This window comes from Pseudaminobacter salicylatoxidans (assembly GCF_003148475.1).
Classification (GTDB): Bacteria; Pseudomonadota; Alphaproteobacteria; order Rhizobiales; family Rhizobiaceae; genus Pseudaminobacter; species Pseudaminobacter salicylatoxidans.
This window is the reverse complement of record NZ_QGGG01000001.1, coordinates 568,792-582,227: the sequence shown is the minus strand read 5'-3', so window position 1 is coordinate 582,227 and position 13,436 is coordinate 568,792. Positions and strand designations below refer to the sequence as shown.

Below are 13,436 nucleotides of genomic sequence, written 5' to 3'. Positions count from 1 at the left end.
CGATCATCAGATGCTGGCCTCCATTCCAGCCACCATCTTGAATCACAAAATCAGCAAACAGGGAATCCTGACGATTCAATCAAGCCGTGAACCGCGCTAGGGCGCTTTGCAGCCAGACGGAATCGTCTGGCTTCGCACAAATGCGGCTAAGAAAAATCAGGCTCCCAGCTATTTGAGCCCGATTTTCCGGTCGGGCTCTATGTTTCCGGTTTGTGCGCCGCGATCAGGAGCATCATGGGCCGTTCCATCTCTTCGGCCAGTTGAGGCATCCGGTCGATCTGATCCGGCGTCGGTGCAAACTCCTCGACGCGGCGCAGATCGAAGCCTGTGTTGATCAGCGCGTTGAGCGTCGTGCCGAGCGTGCGATGATACTTCACCACACCGTTGACGAACCAATCGGTATTCCGCCTGCCCTCGCACGAATAGCCATTGACTGGCCATGTCTGGCGGCCGTCTTCATCGACGATCCACTTGGGATGCGCCGCCGCCATGAAGATCGGATGCTCGATCGTGAAGACCAGGTCGCCGCCGGAAACGAGCGCCTTGTGGATCATGCCGACGAGGCGCGGAAAATCCTCGACATAGTGAAAAGTGAGCGCGCTGTAGACGAGGTCGAAGGCGGCTTCGGGCAGTTCCAGCGTTTCGAGATCGGCGATCCGGTATTCGATGGCCGGGTCTGCCGTATCGGCTCTGGCTCGGGCAACCATGTTTTGCGACAGATCGAGGCCAAGCACGGAAGCCGCCCCCTGTTCTCGCATCCAGCGCGAGGCCCAGCCGAAGCCGCAGCCCAGATCGACCACGCGCTTGTCTTCCAGCACGGGCAGCATGGCCCGGATCGCAGGCCATTCGGGTGCGCCGTCCAGCCCGTCGATCTGCCGGGGTAACTGGCTGTAGCCAGCGAAGAAGTCGGGATTATCGTAAATGTTCTGTGCCATGTTCATCTCCAGGATAAGTGGAGGACGAGGCACATTCCCACGCCGAAAGACCTCGTCCGCGAAGGGCGAGGCCAAGACTGGCGATCCGCGTGGTCAGTTTGCGTGGTCGTCGTCCCGGCACCCCGCCAAAGGGATGCCGGCCAACCGGGCAACAATATGGGTGTCCTTCTCGACCATGGCCAAAATATTCGCATGCCGGGCGCGGATGTCAAGCTTGCGCCGACGGCGTGCAGGAGGCAGCTTGCCCCGGTGGATCGCCATTCTTCCGCATTTCTTATGTGTCCTCGCAGCCGGATTTCTCGTGCACCCGGCTGATGCGTGAAACTTGCGGTGCCTGCGAAGGCAGCCGTTGACCCCTGCCGCAACACGTGCCAAGTGCCGACCGGAGCCGGGGAGGGAACATGAGCGAACTGGCGGCCTATGTCGGGCTGTTTGCGGCATCCTTCGCCGCCGCGACAATCCTGCCCATGCAGTCGGAAGCAGCACTTGCGGCGCTGATCGTCGGCGGAGCCTTGCCGATCCCGGTCCTGATCGCGGTTGCGGGGCTGGGCAACGTCCTGGGTTCCGTTCTGAACTGGTTTATCGGCCGAGGCCTCCATGGGGTCAGCGGCCGTAGATGGTTCCCGGTGAATCCCGCAAAGCTCGGGCGAGCCACGCGATGGTATCGCCGATATGGGCGATGGAGCCTGTTGCTCAGTTGGGTCCCCGTGGTCGGAGACCCGCTTACGCTCGTGGCCGGCGTCATGCGCGAGCCTTTGTGGAGCTTCGTTGCGATCGTCGCCGTCGCCAAGATCGCGCGCTATCTGGTTGTTGCGGGTGCTGCACTCAGCATGATCTAAGTGTTCGATCCCGAAACGTTGCAGACTTTGCGGACAAGATCATGATCCAGGAACAAAAGCCTGGAAAGACATGACAATCCAGGGAAAGTTCATCGCATTCCGGCCGACAACTGAACGGGCCTTGTCGGCTCGATCTGTCGTCTATTGCTGGCCGCGTCCCGGATCGCGATGTTTGACATGCTCTTGCAGCATGTCCATGAACGGGGTGACGGCCCGATCGATCTGAATGCCTGATACGCGTTTTTTGACGTCCGCGATTGGCGCAAATCCTTCGACCCCGGTCTTTTCGGCAAGCACCAGCGTGGCGAATTCGGCCGCCGCCCGATGGATTCTGCTCGTCAGCGTTCTTCCGGCTTCGCCATCGCCAAAATCTTCGGTCGCGGCGAAAACGCCGGTCGGCACGACCACCGCGCGCAGATAGGTGAACAGGGGCCGGATTGCATGGTCCAGAACGAGTGAATGCCGCGGCGTACCCGCCGTTGCCGCAATGATGACCGGCATTCCGTTCAGCGCCTCCGGGTCGAGCACGTCGAAAAACATCTTGAACAGCCCGCTGTAGCTGGCCGTGAAAACCGGCGAGACGGCAACGATCCCGTCAGCCGCGCTGACGGTTTCCCGGACCCTGGCTAATCTGGGGGTAGGCATACCGCCGGTGGTCATGGCGGTTGCGAGGTCAATGGCGAGATCCTTCAGCTCGACCACTTCCACCTCCGCGCTCTCGCCGCGCCCGGTGATCTGCGCCTGGACGGCCTGGCCGATGCGGTCGGCAAGCAGCCGTGTCGTGGACGGTTGGGACAAGCCGGCACTGAGGATTACGATACGACGCGACATCTGATCATACCTTTCGGGAAGAAGGGTGCCCCGTCCCTCATGGGGCGGAGCCGTTTTGCGGATGGGCTCAGGCAACCGCGTCGAGATTGGCGGCCGGCATCACCTGCCGGTGCCTGGAGTTCGGCCCCTGTGCCGCGAGCGCCGCGTGGCCCGGCGGATCGCTTGGAACATGCGACGGGCGACGCGCCTCGAACTCGCGGCGCAGCACCGGCACGACCTCGGTGCCCAGGATCTCGATCTGCTCCAGCACCACATCCTCCGGCAGGCCAGCATGATCTACCAGGAACAACTGACGCTGGTAGTGGCCGGCATAGTCGGCAAAGCCGAGCGTGCGCTCGATGACCTGTTCGGGCGAGCCAACCGTCAGCGGCGTCATCTGCGTGAACTCCTCCAGCGAGGGCCCGTGGCCGTAGACAGGTGCATTGTCGAAATAGGGCCGGAACTCGCGCACCGCATCCTGACTGTTCCTGCGCATGAAGACCTGACCGCCGAGACCCACAATCGCCTGATCCGCAGTGCCGTGCCCATAATGCTCGAAGCGCGACCGGTACAGTTCCACCATCTGCTGGGTATGTTCCTTGTTCCAGAAGATGTGGTTGTGGAAGAAGCCGTCGCCATAGAACGCGGCCTGCTCGGCGATTTCGGGACTGCGGATCGAACCGTGCCAGACGAAGGGTGGCGTGTCGTCGAGCGGCGCCGGTGCCAGCGTGAAGCCGCGCAACGGCGTGCGAAACTGGCCCTCCCAGTCCACCACCTTTTCGCGCCAGAGCCGACGCAGCAGATGGTAGTTCTCGACCGCGAGCGGGAGACCCTTGCGGATGTCCTTGCCGAACCACGGATAGACCGGCCCGGTGTTGCCACGCCCCATCATGAGGTCGACCCGGCCATCAGCCAGATGCTGCAGAACCGAGAAATCTTCCGCGATTTTCACGGGGTCGTTGGTGGTGATCAGCGTTGTCGCCGTAGACAATTGCAGCCGCTCGGTCCGCGCCGCGATCCAGCCCAGCATGGTGGTGGGCGATGACGGCACAAAGGGCGGATTGTGATGCTCGCCGGTGGCGAAGACGTCGAGACCGACCTCCTCGGCCTTGAGTGCGTATTTCATCATCGCCTTCAGGCGCTCGGACTCGCTGGGCATGCGTCCGGTGACGGGATCGATGGTAACATCACCGACACTGAATATTCCGAATTGCATTGCTCTTTTCCTACATTTGTCGGGCAACACTGCGCAAATGGCTGCGGCCCGGACAGTTCCGTGGATCTCAATTAGGGGAAATTCCGTCGGACTTTCAGGTGTTGTCCGGTGAACGGTCAGTCAATGCCCGCTTCATCGCGGGCTGAACCCGTGCGCGACGCAACCGCACGTCACCGGGCTCGGTATCAGCCTGTCGCGGGTTCCTATCGGATGGCCGCACAGGCCCTTGTCTGTCCGGCAAGGAGCGGGGGCCGGTCACTTGTCGTTGACGACAGCATCCGGAGCGTGTCTGAATAGGCCGATCATCATTCTTCTGCGGATGGCCGCATAGTTGACGCGACCTGAATCGACAGTTCGACCGGATTTTCTGACAATTTTATTGGGAGGTTTGCCATGATGGACGATAGTTTTGAGAACATCTTCGAAACGTCCCGCCGATCTCTGCTTGTCGGGTCATTGGCGTCTACAGTCGCATGGATGCTGGCATCAAGCCCGGCCTCGGCAGAAAGCAAGGCTGCCCCAGGTTCCGCTCAAGCCGCGCGTGAAGCCGTTGAGGCTGTCCGTGACGCGATCTTGCGCATCTCCCATGAGGTCTGGAACAATCCCGAACTGTCTCTGCACGAAGAGATCTCATCCGAAATCCACCTGCGGGAATTGCGTGAAGCAGGGTTCACAATCGTCAGCACCGGAACCTCTGGCATACCCACGGCCTTCATAGCCGAATGGACGCAGGGTGAAGGCGGCCCCAAGATCGGCTTCCTGCCGGAATATGACGCGCTGCCCGGATTGGGAAACGCAGCAGAGCCGCGCCAGACACCGGGTCCGGGCGGAGTCGAGGTTGGCCATGGCTGCGGCCACAACATGCTGGGTGCAGGCTGTACGGGAGCGGCCTTCGCGCTGAAGAAGATGATGATCGACGGCGGTCATCCGGGCACAATTCGCGTTTATGGCTGCGCTGCCGAGGAAACCGAGGGCGCAAAAGTCTATATGGCCCGCGACGGATTGTTCAACGATCTCGATGCCTGCCTGGCCTGGCATCCAGGCCCGATGAACGCTACCGGCTTGCTGCGCACCGCTGCCGCCGACATGCTGCGTGTGCGCTACAAGGGGCGTACCGCACATGCCGGTGTCGACCCGTGGGAGGGCCGCAGCGCGCTCAAGGGGGCGGAACTTTTCGGCACCGGTGTCCAGTTCATGCGTGAGCATCTCAAGCCCACGACGCGTCTGCATTATGTTTACACGGATGGGGGCGGGGCCCCCAATGTGATCCCCGATACCGCCGAGATCTTCATCATGATCCGCGATCAGGATCGTGACGAGGTGAACACCGTCACCGAATGGGTCAAGGATGTTGCTCGGGGGTCAGCCACTTCCACCCAAACGGAGGTCGCTATCGACCACTTCTTCGGGCTGCACGATCTTTTGCCGAACGAAACGCTGGTGAACCAGATCCATGCCCACATGTCCGCGCTGCCTCTGGAGTGGACCGAGGAGGAGCAGGGCTTCGCCAAGGCGTGCCAGCGTGAAATGGGCCTGGCCGAAGCCGGTCTTATGCCGAACATCATGCCAATTCTGCCTGAAATAACCACCGGCGGTGGAACCGATGTCGGCGATGTCAGCTACAACACGCCGACCGCGCTATTCGCACTGGCAACCATGCCGATCGGGGTGGGGCTCCATACCTGGCCGGTAACAGCCTGCGGCGGCATGACCATTGGCGACAAGGGCTCGATCTATTCGGCCATCGTCATGGCGGGTGTCGGCTACGATCTCATGACCGATCCGGATCTGCGCAAGGCCGCGCGGGCCGATTTCGAGCGTCGCAAGGCAGGACGGCCCTATGTCTCGCCGTTGGCCGAGAGCAGGCTGCGCCCGGACGGGATACCGCCTCATCTGCTGCTGCGCGACGGAAGCGATGAACTCGGCGTCGAATTCGTCAAGGCCGATGAGATTTTGAAAGCCCGGCCTTAGGAGGGGATTTCCCGGTCGTTCAACGCGGCTCTTATGAGCGAAGGGCTTGCGCGGGCGTTTGCCGGTAGGCGATGAGGGCCGGCAGGAAAGTGACGAGAGCCGCCGCGATCAGGAACGCGGTGAGCATCCATGCATCGCTCACGTTGAGCTCGACTGGCATGGCAACTCCGCTGGCCTCACCGAGCCGCTGTGAAAGGGCATGGGTTGCGCCATAGCCGATGGCAAAGCCTGTGAGCAGCCCGACAGCCAGCAAGGCAAACGTCTCCAGCCAGACGATGGACAATACCACTGCACGCGGAGCGCCGAAGGCACGCAGTGCCCCGATCTGGCGCCGGCGTTGCAGCACATGCGTGGCGATGACCATGAGGATCGCGGCCGCGACCAGCGCCTGGGCCCCGGTCGCGACAAGCGAAAGCACACGCCGTGCATCCCCAAGCGTCCCGTACAGCCGGGTCAGGACCTCGCCGGGGAAGACCGCGAGCGTGGTGTCGCCACGATATTGCTGACGCAGATTGTAGGCGTCGGAAATACTTTTCGGTTTGATGACGATCGCCGGGACACCGGGATTGGCATCTCCGTCCAGCACCGCGTTGTCGACGGGCTGCGCGGCAAAATCGTCCTCATGGCCGTGTTGGTGCGCGGCCGCTTCGTCGGCATCATGGTGATGGGCCGCATGGGTATCCCAGACCGCCTGGATCGGCACGAGGATTGCGCGGTCCCACGGTGTTCCGGTGCGCGCGAGCCGACCGACGATCCGGTATTGGACTTCCGCATGCACTTCGCCCACATCGCCGGCGTTTCCATGAAACGGGCGGAAGGTGGAGCCGACGGCGCGCTTCACCTCCGCGCCCGCCACCGCATCACCGAGATGATCGAAGGCGGTTCCTTCGGTGAGCCCGCCGAACATGGCGACGGCATCCGCCGTGGTGCCGATGATCGGGTTGCTTTCGACGAAATCTCCGAAGCCGACTGGAACCGCCGCCTCGACGCGCGGATCGGCACGCAATCCGGCAAGTACCTCCGGTGACACTAGCGGCAGCGGTGCCGGCTGGAGAAAGACGGAAGAAAGGACGAGCTGGGTTTCGCTGCCGGGTGCGCCGATCACCAGATCAAATGGAGCGGCCGCCCGCGCGCTGCCGAGCCTCAGCGCGCGCTCCTGCAGCGTGACGGTGACACCCAAAGCGGTCGCCAGCGCCACGAGGATGATGAGAACGACGACGCCAATGCGGTTGCGGACGAGATCGGCAAGGATGAAATGAAACACGATGCGTCTCCGTCAGCCCCTTACCCAGCCGTTTTCAAGCTGCAGGATGCGGTCGAGCCGGCCTGTCAGCCGTGCGTCATGCGTTGCCACGATCAGCGTGGCTTTCGTTTCGCGCGCGAGGTCGAGCAGCAGGCTCGCGACGGCTTCGCCCGAACCGGCATCGAGGCTGGCGGTCGGTTCATCGGCGATGATGACGCCGGGCCGGCCGACCAACGCGCGGGCGACGGCGACCCGTTGCATCTGGCCGCGCGACATGGTTTCCACCGGCTGGTCCGCGCGGTCGATGCCCACGCGCGCAAGCATGTCGAGCGCCCGCGAGCGCATATCGCCGGGCAGCCGGAAACGTGACAGGCGTTGCGGCAGGAGTACGTTGCCAAGTGCGGACAGGCCGGGAAACAGATGGAAGTCCTGCATGACGAGGCCGGCATTGCGCGCGCGCCAGCGGTCGCGCCTGCCCTCGGACATCGCGGCGAGGTTCTCGCCGTCCCACTCCACCTTGCCGGAGCGGACGCGTTCCATGCCGACAGCGATGTTGATGAATGTGGTCTTGCCCGCGCCGGAGGGTCCGGTCAGCGCGATATGGGTGCCAGGCTCGATGAACAGCGCAGGGATATCGAGAGCCGGAGCGGGCAGGCCGGGATATCGAATCTCCAGCTTGTGGACGGCAAGCGAAAGCATGGCTACACGCGGTGAAAGCCTGCTTCGACAATGCGCAGCAGACTGACGAAACCCGATTCCGGATCGGTCCAGGAGCCGACTTCGAGCCTGCCGCGAACTTCGATCAGACCGTTGGCCTGCTCGAAGGTCTGTGCCCGGTCGAGATAGATGACCACGATGTCATCCGGCCAGTCTGCATCCGACGAGCAGAATGGGCACAACGACAATGGTATCTCGGTCAACACGAAGAAATTAGCCTCCGCCTTGAGCGGCGGCGCCATGAACCCGCGCATCGATACGGCCTTGCCACTGAGCTCTTTCACCTTGTCGGAAAAGGTCAGCCCAAGCACGCCGAAACTGGCATAGAGCTGGCCGAAAGCGATGGTGTTGTCGGCTGCGGAGGTTTGACCCGCCTGGAAGGACATTGCCGTTGCGCCCAGCATGGCAAGCATCCGGCGACGATCGAAACACAAGGCTGGCATCGCGGCTTCCTACATGGATTCGGCGAAGGCCCAGGGCTTTGCAGGGGCCTTCGCCTGAACAGGGTGTTCTTACTGCGTCTGTTTCGCGCCGAGCGCGAGCGCTTCGGCAATCACGCGATAGACGTCGCTCTGCTCCATATAGCCTTTGAACTTCTCGGCGCCGGGGCCGCTGGCCTGAAGCACGACGTCATCGACCGCATGGACGCCGGTGTCGCCGCTGGTCGGAATGTTGCCCTGGACGAACACGGCGCCGGGCACGTCCTTGTAAGCCTCGTTGGCGACATATTTTCCATCCTCGTTTCGGATTGCCGGCACGAACGGGCCATCGAGTTTCGGACGGAACGTCTCGTAATGGTCGGGGCCGTTATTGGCGGCCAGGAACAGACGCCGGGAGACATCGATACGGTCGGGGTAGCCGTCTCCGTTCTTGTCCTCATAGTTGGGGAAGCCGGCCTCGGCATAGGTGCCGACCTTCTCGCGCATGCTGTCGGCGTCCTTCTCGTCGTTAACCGTGCCGACGATCGACACGCCATGGGTATGGTCGCCGGTGGCGACGATAAGCGTATCCGGGTTCTTGGCGGCGAATTCGCGCGCCAGGCCGATGGCCTTGTCGAACTCGATGGTGTCGACCACGGCGCGGTCCCAATCCAGCGGATGGGACATCTTGTCGACATTGGCGGCCTCGACGATGAGGACGAAACCTTCGTCGTTGCGCGACAGGACATCGAGCGCGGTCTGCGTCATCTGGACCAGCCCCGGCTGTTCGGGGAATTTGTCGACAGTGCCTTTCTTGAGGAATTCGCGGTCGAGGGTCGTGTCCATATTGCCGGTGTGGAAGAGACCCAGAAGCTTGCCGGTATTGGTGCCGGCCGCCGTCTCAAGCTCGCTTTTCGAGGTTGCCAGCGTATAGCCTGCTTCCTTGTAGAGCGTGATGTGGTCGACATCGTCCTTGCGCTTGGAGCCCGGTTGGGTCTGCGGCAGGAAATAGGCCGAGCCGCCGCCCAGCATCACCTCCGGCTTCAGGTCGAAGATGTGGTTGTTGATCTCGGCCTTCTCGGCGCGGCGGCGTGTATGGGCAAACACCGCTGCCGGTGTTGCGTCCTGCAATTCGGAGGTGGTGACGACGCCGACCGACTTGCCGGTCTGGCGGCGGAGCGCCTCGGCCAGCGTTTCGACCTTGGGATCGTCCATCGGGTCCGCGGTGCGATCGGCATAGACGCCGAGCGCGTTCACGGCCGTCTTGTGACCGGTCATATAGGCCGACATGGTGTTGGCGCTGTCGGTGGCGACCGATTCCGTCGAGGACGTGCCGATAAAGGCGGCGTAGTCGAGGTCGTCCATGTTCAGGCGGCCATTTGCCTTCCCCTCGCTCATGCCCTTTGACATGATGCGCGCGGCGGTGCGGTGCGCGACCGACAGACCATCGGCGACCAGGAAGATCACGTTCTTTGCAACCGGTGCCTCGGGCGTGCCGTAGACTTCCCAGGTCACGGTCTTTTCCTCGCTGCCGGCCTTGGCCACGACGGTGTAAGTGCCGGGGGAGGGGAGCGTCACCTCGTTGATGCGCACGGCCGATGCGTCAACGCCATCTTCCTTTTCGATGAAGGTGAAGGACTTGCCGAGCACTTCGGCGGCAGGCTGGCCGTTCACCGTCACGCTTACATCGCCTTCGGCGACAACGCCGTCGAACTCGACCTTCACATCGAAGGGTGAAGAAACGAGAATCGTCGCGCGATCGAGCGGGAAGACAGTGGCGGCAGAGGCCACAACCGGTGAAAACAGGACCGTCGACGTGATCAATGTAGCGAGCAATTTTCGCATCTCTGCTTCTCCATGCGATTGAGATACGTCCCGCTTAGAACAGGCCTATAACGCCTGTGTGACAGTTGCTCCGAAGCCTGCTCCATTGATGAAGATCGATTGCTGGGTCTGTCAGGCGCTCATCGCGATCGGGAGCGACCAGTCCGATGCGCCTGACACCGCTGGACGGCCTATGCTGTAATAGGTCCATCCCTCGCCCCTCAATCGCTCCGGGACGTAGAGATTGCGTCCGTCAAAGATGGTTCGCGAAGACATGCGCGACCCCATCTCACGGAAGTCCGGGGCTCGGAATTCGCGCCATTCCGTACACAGTACAAGAGCGTCGGCGCCATCCAGCGCGGCATATTTGTCCGGCGCGATCACCAGATCGGATCGGCCACCATAGAGGCGGATTGCGGCGGCATGGGCGACCGGATCGAACAGCCTCACCGTCGCACCGGCGTTCCAAAGCGCCTCGATTATCGCCCGCGCGGGTGCTTCGCGGATGTCGTCGGTATTGGGCTTGAAAGACAAGCCCCAAACGGCAAAGGTTTTGCCCCGAAGCTTGTGCGCCCCGCCATAGTGACTGGTGATCTTGGCGACAAATCGGGATTTCTGGCGCTGGTTGATATCCTCGACCGCCTCGATGAGAGACGCCTTGCAGCCCAGTTGCCCGGCCGTGTGGAGCAGCGCGCGAATATCCTTCGGAAAGCAACTGCCGCCGTAGCCGAGACCGGCATAGATGAAGTCATATCCTATGCGTGGGTCGCTGCCGATCCCCTTACGGACCTGTTCGATGTCCGCTCCGAGATGCTCGGCCAGATCGGCCACCTCGTTGATGAAGCTGATCCGCGTCGCCAGCATGGCGTTGGCCGCGTATTTGGTGAGTTCGGCGGACCGCACATCCATGAAGAGGAGGCGGTCATGGTTGCGGTTGAAGGGTTCATAGATCTCGGACATGACCGACCGCACCCTGGGCGAGATGGTGCCCACGACGATCCGGTCCGGTCGCTGAAAGTCGGTTACGGCAGCCCCTTCCTTGAGGAATTCCGGGTTGGAGGCGACGTCGAAATCGAGATCGGAACCATGCCGGTCAAGGACGGCCCGTATCCGTTGGGCGACCTGGTCGCACGTTCCTACGGGAACGGTCGATTTCACCACCACGACCTTTGGCGCCGCCATATGGCGCCCCACACTCTCGGCCACCGACAACACATGCTGCAGGTCGGCCGCACCGGTTTCGTCCGGCGGCGTGCCGACGGCGATGATCTGCACCGCGCCATGGGCAACCGCCCTGAAGGGGTCGCAGGTGAATTGCAGGTTTCCCAAGGCACTGGTGCGTTGGACGATGGCTGCCAGGCCCGGCTCGTAGATAGGGAGCTCGCCGCGTTCGAGGCTCTCGATCTTGTCGCGGTCGACGTCCATGCACATGACGTCGTGCCCGACATCGGCAAGGCATGCGCCGGTCACAAGTCCTACATATCCCGTTCCGAAGATAGTGATATGCACTGATCGATCCTCTTCCTTGCCGGAGTGCCGACCCTTGTCGATCAGGGTCGCTTGATAACCGCGATCCAGGAAAAGCCCCGGTGAAGCCGCCGGTGGTCACTGGTGCCGCCGAGTTCGGACGCGATCTCCGTTGCCGCTTCGAACAGGTCCCGACGAGGCGTGACGTGATACCAGTGGAACCACTTGTACATCGCGGTCTTTGACCATGCGGGAAGGTCCGCCATGTCGCCGAAGTCCGCGATGTGAAGCTCTCCACCCGGCGCGAGGTGGCGTGCGGCATCGCACATCACGGCTCGCCATTGCGGGATCATCGACACCGCGTAGGATATGAAGATGCGGTCGTAGCTTTCATGTCCGAAGGTCCTGGCCGGGTCGAAGCCGGCGGCATCGGCCCGGGCAAGACGGACCCTGCCGACCAGGCTGTTGCGTGCTACCGCGGCGCTGGCTGCCGAGAGCATTTCCCGCGAAATATCCACGCCGTGAAACCGGGCACCCGGATATTTCCGTGCGGCCTCGACGAGATTGCGCCCCGTGCCGCAGCCGATCTCCAATACTGTGGCGTCCCTGGGCGGCTGCAAGCCGGCAATCATCGGGTCACGGGCAAGCAGATAGTATTTGCGCGTTGAATCGTAGAAGCCGAAGCGCCGTTGCCAGCGGTAGACCCGGTCCATCAGCGCGCCATGGTCGACGGTTTCGCCCATCCTGTTCAGCCCTTGAGAACCTGCAGGTGGAACCCGCCATAGATCGAGGAACGATCACGGCGGTGGAACTCCCTGGACGCGACTTCGCGATAATCCCATCGCCGCAGAAGTGAAGCATCGACACGGCCGAACAGCAGATTTTCCTCGGCCGCGGTGCGGAAGATCGCGCGAGCGCCGGGCGCGGCCGTTCGTGTGATCTCGCGCCAGAGCGCATTCAGCTGGGCGTCCGACATCCAGTCCTGTGCATCGAGCAGGACGAAGCGGTCCACCGAGGCGTCCGGCTTTTCCGCAAGCAAGTCAGTGATGGATATGTTCTCGACGGAAATACGACCGACACGCGCGCGTATGGTCTCGTAATGGCCACGCAGCAGGTAGGGAGGCAGAGATGCATCTTCTCCATCGCTGTAGGTCCGCCCAAACGCCTGCCAGGCAAAATAATTTTCCGAAAACGGGAATTCGCAGGCAAGCCGCTCAAGCCGCTCCCGCAGGACAGTTGCCATGCCGCCGCTTCCGTTCCCCGACAGTGCCTCATATTGCCGGGGCGGGATGCCAAGACCGAACAGTGACGATTTGCGGCTGGTCAACCATCGCACCAGCCGTTTGTCGAACAGGGGCGCGATGGTCTCCTCGAACAGATGCCGCTGCTCCTCCATAGTGCGCGCCTGCAGCAATTGTCGCGGATCAATGCCGTAGAGACGCGCCACGAGATGGCCGCAGCCGATAAACTGCCCAAGAAGGCCGTGACGATAAAGGTGCCGATGGAACATCGAGATCCGGCGGCGGCCTGAAAGCGTTCGCCCTTCCCAGTAGGAACGTGTTTCACGGTCGAGAACGGGACGAATGAAGTGCTCGTATGCATCGACATTCATCGTGTCGTCAGCTCTGCCGTAGAAGCGATAGAACGTCTCGTAATCCGGCAATGCGGAGAGTGCCGCAAGCTTCAGGCGATTGAAGGCGACATGGGCGGGATTGAGATCCACTGCTTCGATACGGGCAGGATCGGCGATGAGATAGGACAGTGCGTTGCAGCCGCCCGAGGCGATCGTGACGATGCGCTGTCCCGGCTCGATCTCCAGCGCCTCCATGTCGACATTCGGGTCTTCCCAGATCTGGGTATAGACGAGCTTCCTGAACAAGCTCGCAAATACATACTCCGCCATGCCTGCCCGCGAGAGCAGCGGGTTTTGGCGCACGGCGTTTTGAAGCCTGCTGGTTGCGTCCGCAGCAGTGAAAGTGGCTGTTTGCGTCATTT

12 protein-coding genes are annotated in these 13,436 nt (G+C 62.1%); 2 read left to right on the top strand and 10 right to left on the bottom strand.

The annotated features are described in order from the left end of the window. Window positions 1–197 precede the first annotated feature (197 nt). Window positions 198–935 carry a class I SAM-dependent methyltransferase gene (locus C7441_RS02580; RefSeq protein ID WP_109611625.1) on the bottom strand — a complete coding sequence of 246 codons (738 nt, stop codon included), beginning with the start codon at window positions 933–935 and terminating at the stop codon, window positions 198–200. Window positions 936–1,336: 401 nt separating this feature from the next. Between C7441_RS02580 and C7441_RS02575 the strand changes: the two genes are divergently transcribed. Continuing rightward, a complete protein-coding gene (locus C7441_RS02575) occupies window positions 1,337–1,774 on the top strand; it encodes a YqaA family protein (protein WP_109611572.1) in 438 nt (145 codons plus the stop codon). Between the two features lie 141 nt (window positions 1,775–1,915). Here C7441_RS02575 and C7441_RS02570 read toward each other — a convergent pair whose 3' ends face one another. Together C7441_RS02570 and C7441_RS02565 are read right to left on the bottom strand one after the other, a co-directional pair. Further along, the gene (locus tag C7441_RS02570) at window positions 1,916–2,605 is read right to left on the bottom strand and encodes an FMN reductase (RefSeq protein WP_109611571.1); all 690 of its coding nucleotides are present in this window, start codon (window positions 2,603–2,605) and stop codon (window positions 1,916–1,918) included. 67 nt (window positions 2,606–2,672) lie between these two features. Continuing rightward, a complete protein-coding gene (locus C7441_RS02565) occupies window positions 2,673–3,800 on the bottom strand; it encodes an LLM class flavin-dependent oxidoreductase (protein ID WP_109611570.1) in 1,128 nt (375 codons plus the stop codon). Between the two features lie 573 nt (window positions 3,801–4,373). Here C7441_RS02565 and C7441_RS02560 point away from each other — a divergent pair. Next, window positions 4,374–5,771: an amidohydrolase gene (locus C7441_RS02560; RefSeq protein ID WP_244916042.1), complete on the top strand. Its 1,398-nt coding sequence runs from the start codon at window positions 4,374–4,376 to the stop codon at window positions 5,769–5,771. Window positions 5,772–5,802: 31 nt separating this feature from the next. Here the strand turns inward: C7441_RS02560 and C7441_RS02555 are convergent, their stop codons facing one another. The 7 genes from C7441_RS02555 to C7441_RS02525 all read right to left on the bottom strand — a co-directional run bounded on the left by C7441_RS02555 (window position 5,803) and on the right by C7441_RS02525 (window position 13,434). Beyond that, window positions 5,803–7,035 carry an ABC transporter permease gene (locus C7441_RS02555; RefSeq protein ID WP_109611568.1) on the bottom strand — a complete coding sequence of 411 codons (1,233 nt, stop codon included), beginning with the start codon at window positions 7,033–7,035 and terminating at the stop codon, window positions 5,803–5,805. 12 nt (window positions 7,036–7,047) lie between these two features. After that, a complete protein-coding gene (locus C7441_RS02550; protein ID WP_109611567.1) occupies window positions 7,048–7,713 on the bottom strand; it encodes an ABC transporter ATP-binding protein in 666 nt (221 codons plus the stop codon). A 2-nt stretch (window positions 7,714–7,715) separates the two neighbouring features. Next, window positions 7,716–8,174, bottom strand: a complete 459-nt coding sequence (locus C7441_RS02545; RefSeq protein WP_109611566.1) for a hypothetical protein — start codon at window positions 8,172–8,174, stop codon at window positions 7,716–7,718. Between the two features lie 69 nt (window positions 8,175–8,243). Continuing rightward, window positions 8,244–9,995: an alkaline phosphatase gene (locus tag C7441_RS02540; protein ID WP_109611565.1), complete on the bottom strand. Its 1,752-nt coding sequence runs from the start codon at window positions 9,993–9,995 to the stop codon at window positions 8,244–8,246. A 111-nt stretch (window positions 9,996–10,106) separates the two neighbouring features. After that, entirely contained in the window at window positions 10,107–11,483 is a 1,377-nt protein-coding gene (locus C7441_RS02535; protein ID WP_109611564.1) for a UDP-glucose dehydrogenase family protein, read from the bottom strand. Window positions 11,484–11,524: 41 nt separating this feature from the next. Continuing rightward, window positions 11,525–12,184, bottom strand: a complete 660-nt coding sequence (locus C7441_RS02530) for a class I SAM-dependent methyltransferase (RefSeq protein WP_109611563.1) — start codon at window positions 12,182–12,184, stop codon at window positions 11,525–11,527. Window positions 12,185–12,189: 5 nt separating this feature from the next. Further along, complete coding sequence (locus tag C7441_RS02525) at window positions 12,190–13,434, bottom strand: BtaA family protein (protein WP_109611562.1); 1,245 nt, start codon at window positions 13,432–13,434, stop codon at window positions 12,190–12,192. Between the last annotated feature and the right edge of the window lie 2 nt (window positions 13,435–13,436).